The 18,498-nt window shown below is 66.4% G+C and carries 16 protein-coding genes; all 16 read left to right on the forward strand.

What is annotated here, in order from left to right:
* Positions 1–45: 45 nt before the first annotated feature.
* The 16 genes from ACTIIH_RS02205 (at position 46) to nusB (ending at position 18,431) form a co-directional block, all read left to right on the forward strand.
* Positions 46–690, forward strand: a complete 645-nt coding sequence (locus ACTIIH_RS02205; protein WP_441090023.1) for an MBL fold metallo-hydrolase — start codon at positions 46–48, stop codon at positions 688–690.
* A 150-nt stretch (positions 691–840) separates the two neighbouring features.
* Entirely contained in the window at positions 841–2,175 is a 1,335-nt protein-coding gene (gene hisS / locus ACTIIH_RS02210) for a histidine--tRNA ligase (RefSeq protein WP_441450276.1), read from the forward strand.
* Positions 2,176–2,233: 58 nt separating this feature from the next.
* A complete protein-coding gene (gene aspS / locus ACTIIH_RS02215; RefSeq protein ID WP_441450277.1) occupies positions 2,234–4,018 on the forward strand; it encodes an aspartate--tRNA ligase in 1,785 nt (594 codons plus the stop codon).
* Entirely contained in the window at positions 4,015–5,418 is a 1,404-nt protein-coding gene (locus tag ACTIIH_RS02220) for a replication-associated recombination protein A (protein WP_441450278.1), read from the forward strand. Before aspS ends, ACTIIH_RS02220 begins: the two co-directional genes overlap by 4 nt.
* A gap of 66 nt (positions 5,419–5,484) precedes the next feature.
* On the forward strand, positions 5,485–7,074 hold the full coding sequence (locus ACTIIH_RS02225) for a cation:proton antiporter domain-containing protein (RefSeq protein WP_441450279.1): 1,590 nt from the start codon (positions 5,485–5,487) through the stop codon (positions 7,072–7,074).
* Between the two features lie 273 nt (positions 7,075–7,347).
* Entirely contained in the window at positions 7,348–7,989 is a 642-nt protein-coding gene (rpsD, locus tag ACTIIH_RS02230; protein ID WP_441450280.1) for a 30S ribosomal protein S4, read from the forward strand.
* A 206-nt stretch (positions 7,990–8,195) separates the two neighbouring features.
* Positions 8,196–10,850 (forward strand): alanine--tRNA ligase, encoded by a 2,655-nt coding sequence (gene alaS / locus ACTIIH_RS02235; protein WP_441450281.1) that lies wholly within the window; start codon positions 8,196–8,198, stop codon positions 10,848–10,850.
* Positions 10,847–11,323, forward strand: a complete 477-nt coding sequence (gene ruvX, locus ACTIIH_RS02240; protein WP_441450282.1) for a Holliday junction resolvase RuvX — start codon at positions 10,847–10,849, stop codon at positions 11,321–11,323. Before alaS ends, ruvX begins: the two co-directional genes overlap by 4 nt.
* Positions 11,320–12,456: an endolytic transglycosylase MltG gene (gene mltG / locus ACTIIH_RS02245; RefSeq protein WP_441450283.1), complete on the forward strand. Its 1,137-nt coding sequence runs from the start codon at positions 11,320–11,322 to the stop codon at positions 12,454–12,456. Before ruvX ends, mltG begins: the two co-directional genes overlap by 4 nt.
* A 3-nt stretch (positions 12,457–12,459) precedes the next feature.
* Complete coding sequence (locus ACTIIH_RS02250) at positions 12,460–13,380, forward strand: shikimate dehydrogenase family protein (RefSeq protein WP_441450284.1); 921 nt, start codon at positions 12,460–12,462, stop codon at positions 13,378–13,380.
* 13 nt (positions 13,381–13,393) lie between these two features.
* Positions 13,394–14,173, forward strand: coding sequence for a prepilin peptidase (locus ACTIIH_RS02255; RefSeq protein WP_441090015.1), 780 nt, complete (start codon positions 13,394–13,396; stop codon positions 14,171–14,173).
* A gap of 10 nt (positions 14,174–14,183) precedes the next feature.
* Entirely contained in the window at positions 14,184–15,383 is a 1,200-nt protein-coding gene (gene aroC / locus ACTIIH_RS02260; protein WP_441090014.1) for a chorismate synthase, read from the forward strand.
* Entirely contained in the window at positions 15,380–16,018 is a 639-nt protein-coding gene (locus ACTIIH_RS02265) for a shikimate kinase (protein ID WP_441090013.1), read from the forward strand. Before aroC ends, ACTIIH_RS02265 begins: the two co-directional genes overlap by 4 nt.
* Before the next feature lie 171 nt (positions 16,019–16,189).
* Complete coding sequence (gene aroB, locus ACTIIH_RS02270; RefSeq protein ID WP_169252367.1) at positions 16,190–17,311, forward strand: 3-dehydroquinate synthase; 1,122 nt, start codon at positions 16,190–16,192, stop codon at positions 17,309–17,311.
* 148 nt (positions 17,312–17,459) lie between these two features.
* Complete coding sequence (efp, locus tag ACTIIH_RS02275; protein ID WP_025777834.1) at positions 17,460–18,020, forward strand: elongation factor P; 561 nt, start codon at positions 17,460–17,462, stop codon at positions 18,018–18,020.
* Positions 18,021–18,431, forward strand: coding sequence for a transcription antitermination factor NusB (nusB, locus tag ACTIIH_RS02280; protein WP_441450285.1), 411 nt, complete (start codon positions 18,021–18,023; stop codon positions 18,429–18,431). It abuts the gene before it with no gap.
* The last annotated feature ends 67 nt before the right edge of the window (positions 18,432–18,498 follow it).

An 18,498-nucleotide genomic window follows, 5' to 3' on the forward strand; every position in this document is an offset into this window, starting at 1 on the left:
TTATCCCAGCATAACCATCGGCGAGCGTGTAGATAGACTTTGCACATGGATGTGTTCTCGACCAACGCCGAATTCCTCGACGTCAACTGCTATGCCGTGCGCGCAGAGGGCTCCAGCGACTGCATTCTCATCGACTCCGGATACGACTGTGCCCCCGGCCTCGAGAAGCTGCTGAGGGAGGAGGGACTGGAGCCGCGGGCCATCTTCCTCACCCACGGCCACCCCGACCATATTCTGGGCCTGACCAACGTGCTTGCGCGCTGGGACGTGCCCGTCCACCTCGGCGCCGCCGACCGGTACCGTCTGGAATCCCCGGCGACGACGCTCAACCCGCAGTTCGCGGCAATGCTGGCCCCGCTCGTTCAGGACTGGAATGCACCGGTCGCGACCGACATCACCGACGGGCACAGCGTCGAGATCGCCGGACTGACCGTCACGGCGGTCGCCGCACCCGGCCACACAGAAGGGTCCATGCTGCTGCGCGTGACCGACGGCTCGGACGAGGTCGTCTTCACCGGTGACGTCGTCTTCGCCGGGGCCATCGGCCGCGTCGACCTGCCCGGGGGAGACCCGCAGGCCATGCGGGAGTCGCTGCGGACATTCGCCGCGCTCCCGGACGTGCCGATCTATCCTGGGCACGGCCCGGCGTCTCGCGTGAGCACGGAACTCGCGACGAACCCGTTCTTCTGACGACTGATGTTCTGAGGACTGAGCGACCGACGCCTCGGATCCTCCTGTCCTTCGCGGCCGCGAAGTCGCAGTCGACCCCACCCGATCCACATACCATCCGATTCAGCGGCGCCTCTCGGCGCCGCATCCACACCGAAAGCAAGGAGCACCATGGCGAAGTCAGCCCGTCTGTCCGGATTCCCGGAACGACTCCCGGCCGAACGGGTGATCGAGAAGGCCATCATCGACACGCTCGAACACACCTTCGCCCTGCACGGGTTCTCCGCCCTCAACCATCGCGCCGTCGAACCGATCAGCCAGTTGGCCAAGGACGGAGAGATCGACAAGGAGATCTTCGCCGTCTCCCGCCTTCACTCCGAAGGTGCCGAACGCAACCCGCTCGGACTCCACTTCGACCTCACGGTGCCCCTGGCCCGTTATATCGCCGACAATGCAAACGACCTGACCTTTCCGTTCAAAGCCGCCCGCGTTCAGCCCGTCTGGCGGGGCGAACGTCCGCAGGCCGGTCGGTACCGTGAGTTCATCCAGGCCGATATCGACGTCATCGCTGATGGGGAGCTGCCCGGACACTTCGAGGTCGAGATCCCCTTGGCCGTGGCCGATGCGTTCTCCCGTCTCGCCCCGCTCGGCGTGCCCGGAATCAAGATCGTCGTCAACGACCGCAGGCTGCTCGAAGGCTTCGCCCGCGGAATCGGACTGACGAACGTCCAAGCCGTGCTGCGCTGCCTCGACAAATACGACAAGATCGGCCCCGCCGAAGTGGCGAAGCTGCTGGCTGCCGAAGCGGGCGCCGATGAGGAGCAGCAGCGGCTGTGCCTGGAGTTGGCTGCCATCGAATCCGACTCCCCGGACTTCGCGGACGAGGTGCGTGCCCTCGGTGTCGACCACCCCCTGCTCGAGGCCGGACTCGAATCGCTGACGACGCTGCTGCGCGCCGCAGCCGTTCGCGCACCCGGAGTCGTCGTCGCCCAGCTCAAGATCGCCCGCGGCCTCGACTACTACACCGGAGCGGTCTATGAGACCCAGCTGATCGGCCACGAAGAGCTCGGCTCCGTGTCCTCCGGCGGTCGCTACGATTCGCTCGTGACCGTGGGCAAGAAGAACTATCCCGGGGTGGGCATGTCCATCGGCGTCTCCCGCCTCATGGCGTTCATCCTCGGCGAGGAATCACAGATCCGCGCCACCCGCGGGACCCCCTCGGCTGTGGTCATCGCCGTCACCGAGGAGGCCCGACGGGCTGATGCCGACGCCGTGGCCGCGCAGCTGCGGTCCCGGGACATCCCGTGCGAGGTCTCGCCTAGCGCGGCGAAATTCGGCAAGCAGATCCGCTACGCCGAACGCCGCGAGATTCCGTTCGTCTGGTTCACCGACGGTGAGTCCGGCCACGAGGTCAAGGACATCCGCTCGGGGGAGCAGACCACGGCGGACCCGGACACATGGACTCCGGCAGACGACGACCTCTGGCCACGCGTGTACCAGAGCTGAGCGCAGGGCGACTATCATTGATCAGGCGCTAGACCACAACATCACAAAGGAGCCCTAGGTGCTGCGAAGCCACGAAGCCGGAAGCCTGCGAGCCGCGAACGCAGGAGAAACCGTCACCCTCACAGGGTGGGTCGATCGTCGTCGCGATCACGGAGGTGTCGCCTTCATCGATCTGCGTGACGCTTCGGGAATCGTGCAGGTCGTCGTCCGTGAGGACGATGCCCACCAGCTGCGCAACGAAACCGTCGTCAAGGCCACCGGAACCGTCTCGGTGCGCCCCGACGGCAACACCAACCCGAACCTGCCCACAGGCGAGATCGAGGTCATCGACACCACCGTCGAGGTGCTCTCCGAAGCAGCGGCCCTGCCGTTCCAGGTCTCCGACCATGCCGAGGATTCCGGTGCCGTGGGCGAAGAGACCCGGCTGCGCTACCGGTACCTCGACCTGCGCCGTTCGGGCCCGGCCAAGATGATCCGTCTGCGCTCCGATGTCAACAAGGCCGCACGATCCGTCCTCGACGCCCACAGCTTCGTCGAGGTCGAGACTCCGACCCTGACGAAGTCGACTCCGGAAGGCGCCCGCGACTTCCTCGTCCCGGCCCGCCTCAAGCCCGGCTCCTGGTACGCCCTGCCGCAGTCCCCGCAGCTGTTCAAGCAGCTGCTTCAGGTCGCCGGCATGGAACGCTACTACCAGATCGCCCGCTGCTACCGCGACGAGGACTTCCGCGCCGACCGTCAGCCCGAGTTCACCCAGCTCGACATCGAAGCCTCCTTCGTCGAGCAGGAGGACATCATCGCGCTGGCTGAAGAGATCCTCACCGCGCTGTGGAAGCTCATCGGCTACGACATCACCACACCGATCCCGCACATCACCTACCACGAGGCGATGGAGAAGTACGGTTCGGACAAGCCGGACCTGCGCTTCGGCCTCGAACTGCACAACCTCACCGAATTCTTCGCCGACACCCCGTTCCGCGTCTTCCAGTCGCCCTATGTCGGCTCCGTCGCCTACCCCGGCGGCGGTTCGCTGCCCAGACGTCAGCTCGACGGCTGGCAGGACTGGGCCAAGCAGCGCGGGGCGAAGGGCCTGGCCTATGTGCTCATCGGCGAAGACGGCACCCTGTCGGGTCCGGTGGCCAAGAACATCTCCGATGAGGAGAAGGCGGGACTCGCGGAGGCAGCCGGGGCGCAGCCGGGCGATGCGATCTTCTTCGCCGCAGGTGAGGCAACCTCCTCCCGTGCCCTCCTCGGTGCCGCCCGCAACGAGATCGCCGAACGCACGGGTCTGATCAAGGACGGCGACTGGGCGTTCGTGTGGGTCGTCGACGCGCCCCTGTTCGAATCGGCCGCCGAGGCTCAGGCTGCCGGAGACGTCGCCGTCGGCGGCGGACAGTGGACCGCCGTCCACCACGCCTTCACCGCTCCGAAGCCCGAATTCCTCGACACTCTCGAAGAGGACCCGGGCGCGGCCCTGGCCTACGCCTACGACATCGTCTGCAACGGCAACGAGATCGGCGGCGGCTCGATCCGCATCCACCGCAAGGACGTCCAGGAACGCGTCTTTTCGATCATGGGCATCTCCGCCGAAGAGGCTGAGGAGAAGTTCGGCTTCCTCCTCGAAGCCTTCAAGTTCGGCGCACCCCCGCACGGCGGCATCGCCTTCGGCTGGGACCGCATCGTGTCCCTGCTGGCCGGCGTCGACTCGATCCGTGAAGTCATCGCCTTCCCGAAGTCCGGCGGCGGATTCGATCCGCTGACCCAGGCACCTGCCCCGATCACCGACGCCCAGCGCGCCGAGGCCGGAGTCGACTTCGAACCGGAAGACGACGCCGAGGCCCGATGAGCCAAGAACCCAATCTGTTCACCGACGGCCCGGACCAGGAAACACCGGGTCCGGGCTTCGCCGGTTCCTCCGGAACCTCCGCGGGGCGGGCCCTGGATCCCCTGGCCGTGCGGATGCGTCCGCGGACCCTGGACGAGGTCGTCGGTCAGGAGCACCTGACCTTCCCCGGTTCCCCTCTCAACCAACTCGTCGAAGCCAGCGGGGGAGACCGGGCGGGAGCCTCCTCGGTGATCCTGTGGGGTCCGCCCGGAGTCGGCAAGACCACGCTGGCCCATGTCATCTCGCATGCCCCGGGCCGCACCTTCGTCGAACTCTCCGCGATCACCGCGGGCGTCAAGGACGTGCGCCAGGTGATCGAGAACGCCCGCCGGGAACGGGAGATGTACTCACGGACCACCGTGCTCTTCCTCGACGAGATCCACCGATTCTCAAAGGCTCAGCAGGATGCCCTGCTGCCGGCGGTGGAGAACCGGCTCGTCGTGCTCGTGGCCGCTACCACGGAGAATCCGTCGTTCTCGGTCATCTCGCCCCTGCTGTCGCGGTCGCTCATGCTCACCCTGCGTCCGCTCGACGACGAGGCGGTCGGCAAGCTGCTCGACCGTGCCATCGAATCCGATCGCGGGCTGGCCGGACAGTTCACCCTCACCGAGGAGGCCCGGAATTTCATCGTCCGCATCGCCGGAGCCGACGCCCGCCGATCACTGACCGTCCTCGAAGCCGCCGCCGGAATCGCCGCCGCGCAGTCGGAGGAGTCGGGCGACGAACCGATCGCGATCACCGAATCCGCCTGCGCGGAGGCGAGCAGCGAAACCGTTCTGCGCTACGACAGGAACGGCGACCAGCACTACGACGTGATTTCCGCGTTCATCAAATCCATCCGCGGCTCCGACGTCGACGCGGCCCTGCACTATCTCGCGCGGATGATCGTCGCCGGTGAGGACCCGCGCTTCATCGCCCGTCGCGTCGTCATCTCCGCGGCCGAGGACATCGGCATGGCCGATCCGCAGGCGCTGCCCATCGCCGTGGCCGCCTCGACGGCGGTTGCCAACATCGGCATGCCCGAAGGACGGATCCCGCTGGCCGAAGCGGTCACCTACCTCGCGCTGGCCCCGAAGTCGAACGCGAGCTACCGCGCCCTGGACGCCGCGATCGCCGATGTGAAGAACGGATTCGCCGGGCAGGTGCCGATGCATCTGCGCGACGCCCACTACCCGGGGGCAAAAGAACTCGGCCACGGCGACGGCTACAAATACTCGCACGACTATCCGCACGGGGTCGCCGATCAGGAGTATCTGCCGGAGACCCTGCGCGGAAAGTGCTACTACACCCCGACGGGCAACGGAATGGAACGGTCCATGGCCGACAGGCTGGAGAACCTCCGCAGACTCCTGCGGCCCTGATAACTTAGGTGACAGACGCGGTGGCGGGCTGAGCCGTCGCGGGCGGCGCCGAGCGAGGAGGACGGCATGGCGGACATCGTCATCACCATCGCCGCCGCGCTCGCGCTGGGGCTGATCGCCCATGAGCTGCGCATCCCTCCGCTCGTGGGATTCCTCGCCGCCGGTTTCGGTCTGCACGTCTTCGGCTTCACCGCGTTCGCGGGACTGCAGCAGGTCTCGGACATCGGAGTGGTTCTGCTCCTGTTCACCATCGGACTGAAGTTCGATCTGCGCTCCCTGCTCCAACCCGAGGCCCACGGCACCGCTGCCCTGCACATGATCACTGTGGTCCTCCTCGGCGCTGGGACGATCGGAGCCGCCGCCGCTATCGGCCTCGTCAGCGTCGGCGGGGGAGTCGGCACCTTGGCGCTGCTCGGATTCGCCCTCTCGTTCTCCTCCACGGTGCTCGTGGTCAAAGTGCTCGAAGACCGCTCCGACGACGGGTCCTACTACGGTCAGATCGCCATCGCGATCCTCGTCTTCCAGGACCTCGCGGCGGTCGCCTTCATCTCGATCGCAGGCGAAGAGCCGCCGAGCCTATGGGCGTTCGCCCTCGTCCTGCTCGTTCCCGCGGTCTGGGTGCTGCGTCGGATCCTCGACCGCGTCGGGCGCGGTGAGCTGCTCGTCCTCTTCGGCGTCGTCATGGCCTTGGGACCCGGCTACGTCGCCTTCGAATCCGTCGGCGTCCACGGCGACCTCGGAGCCTTGGTGCTCGGGCTGTTCTTCTCCACCCACCCGCGTGCCGGGGAGTTGTCGAAGTCGCTGCTGAGCGTCAAGGAGCTCTTCCTCGTCGGATTCTTCGTCGTCATCGGGCTCCAGGCGGTGCCCACCTGGTCGGATCTGTTCATGGCGCTGGCCCTGTGCGTCGTCCTGCTGCCGTTCAAATTCGCGAGCTTCTACCTCATGGGACGGCTCTTCGGTCTGCGCAACCGCACGAGCGTGCGCACCAGCCTGGCTCTGAGCAACTTCTCCGAATTCGCACTCATCGTCGTCGCCGTCGGCGTCGACAACGGGCTCTTCGAGGACAATTGGCTGACCATCATCGCCCTCGCCGTGGCCCTGGGTATGATCGGATCCTCCCTGGCCAATGCCTACAGCCTTCCGATCGTGGCTGAGCTCGATGCGATTCTGCCGGATGAGAACGAGGACCGGCTGCGGGCGAGTGACCGGCCGTTGGACACCGGGGACGCGGAAATCGTCGTCCTCGGCATGGGCCGCATCGGCCGCGGCGCCTACGAGCGCTTCGTCGAGCGCGGCGACCGGAGCGTCATCGGCGTCGACAACGACCTCGCCGTCGTCGAGGCTCTGCGCGCCGACGGGTTCACGGTGCTCGAAGGCGATGCCACCGACCACGAGTTCTGGCACCGCCTCGTGGTCGGCGGCAGCGCCCACACTGTCGTGCTGGCGATGGCGCTGCACGATTCGAACACCTTCGCCCTCGAGCAGCTGCGCATCGCCGGGTTCCCCGGGACCATCGCCGCGGTCGCCCAACGCCCCGATCAGTCCGAACATTTCGTTCGTGCCGGGGTTCACGCGGTGATCAACATCTACGGCGGGTCCGGAGTCGCCGTGGCCGATGCCGCCATCGACAGTCACGAAGACGGCTGCCGACAATGACCGCAGGGAACACCGATAGCTCGTTCGGCTGGGTAGGATCGTCGGAATCAGTCGGATCGTCGACATCAGTCGGGAAGATCACAGGCGCGAGTGCGCCGATCCGCTTTGCGACAGTCGCCCCGCACCCGCTAAGATTGACAGCTGTTGTGCCTGCACCCTAAAGGCGGTCGGTGCGAGCGGATCTCGACGCTCAATCCCTCTTTCCCATCCGGGGAAACAACAGTCGCGTTCGGGGCGAGAACCCTGCCGGGCCCACCGCGGCAGAACACATTGATGAAAGGTAAGACAGTGCCAGCACCAGCACGTAATCGCCGCATGACGCGCCTCTCGCGCGCCCTCGGCATTGCTCTGACACCCAAGGCCGAGAAGTACTTCGAGCGTCGCCCGTACCCTCCAGGTGAGCACGGCCGCGCCCGCCGTCGCAACGACAGCGACTACTCGGTCCGCCTCAAGGAGAAGCAGCGTCTGCGCGCGCAGTACGGCATCCGCGAGGCCCAGATGCTCAAGACCTACAAGGAAGCCAATCGTCTGCCCGGTCTGACCGGTGAGACGATGGTCGAGCTCCTCGAATCGCGTCTCGACGCCCTCGTCCTGCGCTCGGGCTTCGCCCGCACCATGGCCCAGGCCCGTCAGTTCGTCGTCCACCGTCACATCACTGTCGACGGACAGCGCGTGGACCGTCCCTCCTTCCGCGTGAAGGAAGGCCAGACCATCCAGGTGCACGAGCGTTCGGCTTCGATGGATCCGTTCCAGGTCGCCGCCGCCGGTGGTCACAAGGACGTCCTGCCCGCAACGCCGGGCTACCTCAACGTGAACCTCGAGGGCCTGCAGGCAACCCTGCTGCGCACCCCGAAGCGCGAAGAGGTGCCGATCACCTGTGACGTGCAGCTCGTCGTCGAGTTCTACTCGCGCTGATCTGCTGACCACAGCGCATTGCGCCGCCGCGACTGCCCGGGACCGCACGGTTCCGGGCAGTCGTGCATTCACGGCGCGCCGCGCCACATCGCATATTGCGACGGAGCCATTAAACTAGACCCTGTTAAGTGCGGGTACGCACGAGTAAGTGTCGCGCCGGGCTCATCCGCCGGGCGGACCACAGGCAATATCTGAAAGGCCTTGGATTGAAGACGGCAGAGATCAAACAACGCTGGTTGGACTACTTCGAAGCGAACGGGCACACCGTGGTCCCCTCGGCGTCGGTGATCAGCTCCGATCCGTCCATCCTGTTCAACATCGCGGGAATGGTCCAGTTCATTCCCTACCTCACCGGCAGGGAGCCAGCCCCGTTCAACCGTGCCACCAGCGTCCAGAAATGCGTGCGCACCGGCGACATCGAAGAGGTCGGCAAGACGACCCGTCACGGCACCTTCTTCCAGATGAACGGCAACTTCTCCTTCGGCGACTACTTCAAGCGCGATGCCATCAAGTTCGCCTGGGGACTGCTGACGACCCCCGTCGCCGAGGGCGGTCTCGGCTTCGACCCGGAGCTGCTGTGGGCGACAGTGCACGAGGACGATGCAGAGACCATCGACATGTGGCTCGAGGAGACCTCCGTTCCCCGTGAGCGCATCCAGCTGCGCGACAATGAGGACAACTACTGGCACACCGGCCAGCCCGGCCCTGGAGGCTACTGCTCGGAGATCTACTTCGACCGCGGCCCCGCCTACGGCGTCGACGGCGGACCCGTGGCCGACGAAGACCGCTACATCGAGATCTGGAACCTCGTGTTCATGGAGTTCGAACTCTCCGAGGTTCGCTCGAAGGTCGACTTCGACGTGGCCGGCGAGCTGCCTGCGAAGAACATCGATACCGGCATGGGACTCGAACGCGTCGCCTTCCTGCTCCAGGGCGTGGAGAACATGTACGAGATCGACGAGGTCTTCCCCGTCATCGAGGCCGCCAGTCGTCTGGCCGGTCGGACCTACGGCGAGGACGAGTACGCCGATGTGCAGCTGCGCGTCGTCGCCGACCATGTCCGTTCGGCACTGATCATCATCGGCGACGGGGTCCGTCCCGGCAACGAAGGCCGCGGCTACATCCTCCGTCGGCTGCTGCGCCGTGCCGTGCGCGCCATGCGCCTGCTCGGAGTCAAGGAAGAAGTCCTGCCCGAGCTGCTGCCCGTGTCCATGCAGGCCATGAAGCTGTCCTACCCGGAGCTCGAAACCGACTTCGACCGCATCTCCCGGGTCGCCTACGCCGAGGAGAAGGCCTTCCTGCGCACCCTCGAATCCGGCACCCAGCTGTTCGCCAATGCCGCACAGTCGCTGGGCGGCGGAGACAACACCATCAGCGGAGACATCGCCTTCGCCCTCCACGACACCCACGGGTTCCCCATCGACCTCACTCTCGAGATGGCCTCCGAAGCCGGACTGAGCGTCGACGAGGCCGGGTTCCGCGAACTGATGAGTGAACAGCGCACCCGCGCCAAGGCCGACGCCAAGGCGAAGAAGGGCGGCGGCCACACCGACCTGTCCGCCTATTCGGCGCTGCTCGACGAAGGTGCCAGCGAATTCGTCGGCTATGACCGACTCGAGTCCGACTCCCGCGTGCGAGGAATCGTCGTCGATGGGGTCGCCGTCGAAGTGCTCACCGCTGGTCAGAGCGGCGACGTCGTCCTCGACCTGACCCCGTTCTACGCCGAGTCCGGCGGTCAGCGCGCCGACGTCGGCCTCATCTCCGGCCATGGCTTCACCGCCCGGGTCAGCGACGTGCAGAATCCGGTCAAGGGACTGCCCGCACACCGGGTCGAGGTCATCGACGGAGAGCTGCGCGTCGGCGACGAAGTGCTCGCCGCCGTCGACCACGACCACCGGTTCCAAGGCGCACAGGCCCACACCGCCACCCACCTCGTCCACGCTGCGCTGCGGGAGATCCTCGGCAGCCACGCCGTGCAGGCCGGTTCGCTCAATCAGCCCGGATACGTGCGCTTCGACTACTCGTTCCCCGAAGCCCCCAGCACTCAGATGCGGGCCGAGATCGAAGAGGTCGCGAACCTGGCAGTGCGCTCGAACTACGAAGTCGGCACCGAATACATGTCCTTCGACGACGCGAAGAAGTCCGGTGCCATGGCGCTCTTCGGCGAGAAGTACCCGAACGTCGTGCGCGTCGTCGACATCGGCGGACCCTTCTCGCGCGAGCTCTGCGGCGGCACCCACGTCGGCGCCTCCGCCGAAGTCGGCCCGATCTCCGTGCTCTCCGAAGCATCCGTGGGCTCGGGAGTCCGGCGCATCGAAGCCGCTGTCGGCATGGACGCCTTCCGGTCCCTGGCCGCCGAGCGGACCATCGTGTCCTCCCTGTCGGAGATGCTCAAGGTCCCTGGCACCGATGTCACATCACGCGTGTCCGACCTGATGAGCCGGCTCAAGGACGCTGAGAAGGAGATCGCCCGACTGGGCGCCCAGCAGCTGCTGTCCTCGTCGGGCAAGTTCCTCGATGAGGCGCAGACCGTGGGCCAGACGCTGTTCGTCCAGGCCGAAGTCGGCGACATCGCCAATGCCGGAGACCTCCGCACACTGGTCACCGACCTGCGCAACCGGGTCGCCGACCGTCAGGCCGTGATCGTCGGCATCGGAGTCAGCAGCGGAAAGCCCGTCGTCGTCATCGCCACCACCGAGGCGGCCCGCGCCGCCGGTCTGCAGGCCGGCAAGCTCGTGTCTCTGGCCTGCAGTGAACTCGGCGGCGGAGGCGGCGGCAAGCCCGACCTCGCCCAGGGCGGGGGCAGCAACCCCGCGGCGATCCCGTCAGCCATCGCGGCGGTCAAGGCAGCCATCCAGTGAGTTTCCGCCGAGGTCGCCGGCTGGGTCTCGACATCGGTTCCGTGCGGATCGGTGTCGCCTCCAGCGACCCCGATGGGATTCTGGCCACCCCGCTCACCGTCGTTCGTCGAGCGGACGAACCGGCGGCGCTGCGGCAGCTGCGCGACATCGTCGACGAATACGATCCCATCGAACTCCTGGTGGGTGACCCGAAGTCCCTCGACGGCGCCGCCCGCGCCGCAGCCGCCTCGGCGTTGGAATTCGCCCGCAGGATCGCCGCGGCCACCGGCACACCTGTCCGTCTCGTCGACGAACGATTCACCACCGTCGAGGCCCACCAGGCTCTCGCCGCAGCCGGGAAATCGTCACGCCAGAGACGCGAGATCGTCGATGCCCAAGCCGCCGTGATCATCCTCCAGAACGCCCTCGAGTACGAACACAACACCGGTGTCCCCGCCGGCCGTGAGATGCCCGACGAGGAGAACGACGTATGAGCCCGATCACCGAAGAGTTCTCGACTGACGAAGGACTCTCCCGCGCAGAGATCCGCGCGAAGAAACGGCGCAGAATGCTGCGTCGGCGGCGGACGACGACGATCGTGATCATCTGCATCCTCGTCTTCGGCATCGGAGGATTCTTCGGTGTGCGCGCGGCCGGTGGAGTCTTCGACGACCTGTTCGGCCCCAAAGGCGACTATGAAGGTCAGGGAACGAGCGAGGTTTCGATCGATATCGCTCCCGGCTCCTCCGCCCGCACCGTGGCCAACCAGCTCGTCGAAGCCGGGGTCATTATGAATTCCGAACCCTTCCTCGACGAGATCGAACGCCGTGAGGCGACCATTCAGGCAGGAACCTGGACGATGCGGGAGAAGATGAGCTCGGAGGCCGCGGTCGAAGCGCTCATCAACCCCATCGCCCCGCCGAAGATCACGGTCGCCGAAGGCAAACAGGTCGAAGAGATCAAGGCGATCATGATCGAGTCGGGGATGAACGCCGATGAGGTCGACAAAGCCATCGACGACAAGACCCCGAAGGACTACGGACTCGATATCGAGGCCCCGAGCCTCGAAGGCTACCTGTATCCGGCGACGTATGACCTCAACAAGCAGAAGACCGCAGAGGACATCGTCCAGGAGATGGTCGACAAGACCGAGACCGAACTCGACGAACTGGGAATCGAGAGCAAGGACGCCAACCGCATCCTCACGCTGGCCAGCCTCGTGGAGAAGGAATCCCCAGGAGACCCCGAGGTGCGATCGAAGGTGGCCAGGACATTCCTCAACCGCATCTCCGAGAAATCGAAGACCGGGGGACTGCTCCAATCGGATGCGACCGTGGCCTATATCCACGGCGCCCGATCCGACCTGACGACGACGGAGGAGGAACGCCAGTCGGACTCGCCGTACAACACGTACAAGAAGAAGGGTCTGCCTCCCGGGCCCATCAACTCGCCGAGCCGGGGAGCGGTCGAAGCAGCGCTCGAACCCGCCGACGGCGATTGGCAGTTCTTCGTCGCGACGAATCCGGACACGGGGGAGACGAAGTTCGCCGACAACTACGAGGACCATAAGAAGAACGTCGAGATCTACCGCAAATGGCTGCGCGAGCACAGGAAGGACAACGGATAGCCGGTGAGGATCCTCGCCGCAGTGCTCGGCTCGCCGATCGCACATTCGAAGTCCCCGCTGCTGCACCGTGCCGCCTTCGCGGCGCTGCACATGGAGACCAGCGAATACTCCCGATTCGAACTCACCGCCGACGAGCTCGAGGGGTTCCTCGACTCCCACCCCGAGCACATCGGGTTCTCTGTGACGATGCCGTTGAAAGACCGTCTCGTCACACTCGCAGCCGTCCGCGGATGGGACATCGATGAGACGGCCGTACTGACAGCGGCCGGCAACACCCTCATCCGGCGCAGCGGTCGGGTGCAGGTGGCCAACACCGACGTGCGCGGCATCGTGCGGGCGATCGCCCCGCACAGGGATTCGGGACCGGCCGGGGCCGGTGGTGCGGGAGCCGGTCGGGCGACGATCCTCGGCGCCGGAGCCACGGCCGCCTCGGCGCTCGTGGCCTGCCGGGATCTCGGGATCGCACACGTGGACTTCCGCGTGCGCAACCCGGACCGTGCCCGGCGGGTTCTCGATCTGGCCGAACGGATCGGATTGAGCGCCTCGGTGGGGGATCTGAGCCGGATCGGTCCGTCGGCGATCGTCATCTCCACCCTGCCCGCCGAGGCGGCCCCCGACCCGATCTGGGACGATTCCTTCGCCCCCGGTGCCATCGTCCTCGACGTCGCCTACGCCGCCGATTCGGCCTTCCTCGCCGCGGCCGCCGCGCACGGTCTGCGCCCCGTCGCCGGAACCGCCATGCTCGTCGAACAGGCCGTCGCCCAGTTCGAGATGTTCCTCGCCGCGGCCAGGGCCGACGACCCAACCACGGCGGAGACCCTGCCGACGTCGGACGACCTGCCGGCAGCAGACGACCTGACCGCGCGGGTCGCGTCGGCCATGTACGCAGCACTCGAGGGCCCACCCGCCCCGGTCCAGGCCTGAACCGGGTATCGAGATGGACACCGGAGTGCTGCACGCGATGACCATCGGTGTCACGGTGCTGACCGCTCTGGCCGGCGGGCTCAGCCTCGCGGCAACTCCGCAGACCTGGCTCAACGACTCCGCACACCTGCAGCGGTGGCACGCCTCCAGATGGGCTCGAGGGCCGGGTCCGCTGGTGGTCGGACTCGTCATCGCCGCAGTCGCCGCCGTCGTCTTCACCCTCACCGTGCTCGCACCACCGGATACCGGGTGGAGCGCATATGCGCCGCTGAGCGGGACAACGTTCGCCCCGGCTGAGCCGAACTCGGCCGATCGCATCGTCTCCGCACTGCTGGTGGGCCTCGTCTCCGGCGCCACACCGTTCCTCGCCACCGCGGATGTCATCGTACGCAGACTGCCCGATCGGATCGTCATCCCCGTGTCGCTGCTGGCCCTGGGACTCATCATCACCGGCTCCGTGCTCGGCGACCTGCCGATGTGGTTCTCGTCATTCTTCGCCGGACTCCTTGCCCTCGTCTTCTTCACAGCACTGCACCTGGTGGGGCGTGTGCTGCGGGTGCGATCGATGGGGCTCGGGGACGTCAAGCTCGCGTTCATCGTCTTCGCCGTCGCCGGTCTCTTCGACCCGTGGGCACCTGCGCTCGTGCTGGTCGCCATGATGCTCATCAGCGGGATCTGGGCGCTCACCGCTGCGGTCCGAGCCGGTCGGGTCCGCGGGGTGACCATCGCCTTCGGACCGGCGATGCTTTCCGGCATGTGGCTCGGGTGCCTGTTCGCCCCGATACTTTTGTAGAATCGGTGGAATGTTGAGATGGCTGACTGCAGGCGAATCCCACGGCGAAGCGCTGACCGGGATCATTGAAGGGCTTCCCGCCCATGTACCGATCACCAGGGACGATATTCGTGCGAGCTTGGCTCGCCGCCGACTCGGCTATGGCCGCGGTGCGCGGATGAAGTTCGAAGCCGACGAGGTGCGTCTCCTCGGCGGTGTCCGTCACGGGCAGACCTTGGGCTCACCCGTGGCGATCGAGGTCGGCAACACCGAATGGCCGAAATGGGAGTCCGTGATGAGCCCGGACCCCGTCGACGCCTCCGAGCTCGAGGGGCTGGCGCGCAACGCCCCGCTGACCCGACCGCGTCCGGGGCATGCCGATATCGTCGGCATGCAGAAGTACGGCTTCGAGGAGGCTCGTCCCGTGTTGGAGCGCGCTTCGGCGCGTGAGACCGCGATGCGTGTGGCGCTGGGCACTGTCGCCGCGAAGTTCCTCGGCGAACTGGGCATCACCCTCGTCTCCCATACCGTGGCCATCGGCGGTGCCGAACACTCCGCCGATGCACTGCCCGCACTGCCGACCGCGGCCGATGTCGACGCCCTGGATGCCGATCCTGTCCGCTGCTTCGACGCCGATCTCTCGGCGGCGATGGTCACCGAGATCGACGCGGCGAAGAAGGCCGGGGACACCTTGGGCGGAGTCGTCGAAGTCCTCGCCTACGACCTGCCTCCGGGGCTGGGCTCCCATGTGCATTGGGACCGGCGTCTCGACTCTCGCCTGGCCGGTGCCCTCATGGGCATTCAGGCGATCAAGGGAGTCGAGGTCGGAGACGGGTTCCTCACCACGAAGCGTCCCGGCTCGCGGGCCCACGATGAGTTGGAAGTCGGGCCCGACGGATTCCGCCGCACGAGCAACCGCGCCGGCGGCACCGAAGGAGGCATGTCCACGGGCGGTCCGCTGCGCGTGCGAGCGGGAATGAAACCGATCGCGACAGTCCCGCGCGCCCTGGCCACGGTCGACGTCGAGTCCGGGGAGGCCGCGAAGGCGAACCATCAGCGCTCCGACGTCTGCGCGGTGCCTGCCTCCGGCGTCGTCGCCGAAGCCATGGTGGCACTCGTGCTCGCCGAGGCGGTCGTCGAGAAGTTCGGCGGAGACTCCGTTGCCGAGACGAAGCGGAACCTGGACGCCTATGTCGCGGCCATTCCGGAGAACCTCCGCATCGGACGATGAACCACCCCCCGCTGCCCAAGCCGGTCCCGCCCCTGGAACCGGTCCCCGCCGCGCTCTCGCGCATCGTGCTCTCCGGTCCGCCGGCGGCAGGGAAGTCGACGATCGGTCGGCTTCTCGCCGACCGGCTCGGCCTGCCGCTGACGGACACGGACGCGAACATCGTCGACAAGTACGGGGTCATCTCGGAGATCTTCGTCGAACGCGGCGAAGATCACTTCCGACGCATCGAACGCGAGGTCGTGCGCAGAGCACTGCGTCGTCTGCTCGACCGTCCGGGCATCGTGTCCCTGGGCGGAGGAGCGATCCTCAACCCCGGCACCCGTGCTCAGCTGCGACACCCGGCGATCAAAGTCGTGCACATCGATATCGATGTCGACACCGTGGCACAGCGACTGACCGCCCCGCACCGACCGCTGTTGCGCGGTGCCGGCAGCCCGGTGGAGAACTGGCTGGCCTTGGTCAACGAACGTGAACCGCTCTACGAGCAGGTCGCGACCTTCCGGGTCCAAGCGTCGAACTCACCGCCGTCGACGGTGGTCAATCGAGTCGTCGACGTCCTCACCGGTCTGCAGCGAGCCGAAGAGTACGCGAAGTACGCCGATCCCGACGACGACGGCTCCGGTCAACAGCGCTGAGCACAGCCTCGGCGGTGAGACGTCTGCGACCACATCGGTCACCCGTTTCGCCGGCGGGCACCGGTGAGAGCTAGGCTGGATCCGGCCCACGGAAGCCGTGCCTCGACTCCGAGCACTCACCGGGCGGCCGAGCCTTGAGAGAAGACGATGAACGATCAGGAAGACGGACGAATGAGCCTCACACGCATCAATGTGGACGCCGGCGGGAACTACCCCGTCCTCGTCGGCCAGGGACTGCTCGGCGAACTGCCCGAGCTGCTCGGAAATCGCGTCGAGAAGGTCCTCGTCATCCATCCCCGCGCCCTGCGGACGACCGGTGAGACCGTTCGCGACGACCTCGCCGCGGCCGGCCTCGAAGCCGTGGCCGCGGAGATTCCCGATGCCGAAGAGGCCAAGCACGTCCAGGTCGCCGCCTTCTGCTGGCAGGTCCTCGGCCAGTCCGACTTCACCCGCACCGACGCGATCGTCACCGTCGGCGGGGGAGCAGTGAGCGACCTCGGCGGATTCGTCGCCGCCACCTGGCTGCGCGGAATCACGGTCATCCACATCCCCACCACCGTGCTGGGGATGGTCGATGCCTCCGTCGGCGGCAAGACCGGGATCAACACCGCCGAAGGCAAGAACCTCGTCGGCTCCTTCCACGCACCCGCCGGAGTCCTCGTCGACCTCGACACGCTCGGGACGCTTCCGGAGAACGAACTGTTCACCGGACTCGCCGAAGTGGTCAAGACCGGATTCATCGCCGACCCCGCGATCCTCGACCTCGTGTCGAACCATTCGAAGGACGAGATCGCCGATGTGCACGGACCCGTGCTGCGCGAGCTCATCGAACGCTCCATCCGGGTCAAGGCCGAGGTCGTCTCCGGAGACTTCAAGGAATCCGGACGCCGGGAGATACTCAACTACGGTCACACCCTCGGCCATGCGATCGAACACAAGGAGCGCTACCAGTGGCGTCACGGTGCCGCCGTGTCGGTGGGCATGGTCTTCGCCGCCGAGGTGGCGTCGATGATCAAGAGCCTGCCCTACGAAGTCGTCGACCTCCACCGCGAACTGCTCGGCAAGCTCGGACTGCCCGTGGGGTACCGCTCCGACGTCTGGCCGCAGCTGCTGGACACGATGAAGCGGGACAAGAAAGCTCGCGGAGCGATGCTGCGGATGGTTCTGCTCAGCGACATCGGCGAACCGAGCACCGTCGAGATCCCCGATGCCTCCATCCTCTTCACCGCCTACCAGGAGATCGGTGAGGATTCGCCGACGGTCCCCCTCGGCATCGGACTCGGCCTCGACTGACCCCGCCCAAATGGAAGCGTCCCGCTGAAGCTTGCTAGACTTGCCCAGTGGCGCATTCGTCGACCCCGGACCGCGGGGCTGGGCGGCGCGCCGTGCCGACTGCGATCACCATTCGGTGATCAGGACTGAACCGAAGAAGGACGAATTAGTGGCGACAACGAACGACCTGAAGAACGGCCTTGTGCTCAACCTCGACAACCAGCTGTGGCAGGTGCTCGAATTCCAGCACGTCAAGCCCGGAAAAGGACCGGCCTTCGTCCGCACCAAGCTGAAGAACGTCATCTCCGGCAAGATCATCGACAAGACCTTCAACGCCGGCACCAAGGTCGAGACCGCGAATGTCGACCGCCGCGATATGCAGTACCTCTACCATGACGGCACCGACTACGTGTTCATGGACGCCAAGGACTACGACCAGGTCAACATCTCCGCAGAGCTCGTCGGCGACGCCGCGAACTACATGCTCGAGAACCAGGATCTGCAGATCTCCTTCCACGAAGGCACCCCGCTGTCGGTGGAGCTGCCGCCCTCGGTCGAGCTGACCATCACCCACACCGAACCCGGACTCCAGGGCGACCGTTCGACCGGCGGATCGAAGCCGGCGACTCTTGAGACCGGCTACGAGATCCAGGTGCCCCTGTTCCTCGAAGAGGGCGTGAAGGTCAAAGTCGACACCCGCAGCGGCGACTACCTCGGTCGCGTCAAGTAAGTGGCATCCGCACGTACCCGAGCCCGTCGCCGGGCTCTCGAGCTGCTCTTCGAAGCCGGGCAGCGTCGACTGGCTATGGACGAACTCGTCACCCTGCGGTCGAACGATCCCGACTACCCGATGAAGGAATACGCGGTCGAGATCGTCACGGGCATCAGCGAGAAGCAGGCGGAGATCGATGAGATCCTCTCCACCTACTCAGAAGGCTGGACCCTGGACCGGATGCCGGCCGTCGACCGGTCTCTGCTCGAGATCGGAACCTGGGAGATGCTGTTCAACGACGAGGTCCCCGACAAGGTGGCCATCGACGAAGCCGTGTCGCTGGCCAGACAGTTCTCCACAGATGACTCACCTGGTTTCGTCTCCGGGCTGCTCTCCCGCATCCTCGACGTCAAACCGACACTCATCTGAGGCGGCGGGTCCGCACTCCGGACCCGCCCGCCGGTGGGCACCCCACCGGGACTACAATCGAATCGAA

The sequence above is a fragment of the Brevibacterium sp. genome (assembly GCF_052105255.1).
GTDB classification, from domain to species: Bacteria; Actinomycetota; Actinomycetes; order Actinomycetales; family Brevibacteriaceae; genus Brevibacterium; species Brevibacterium linens_B.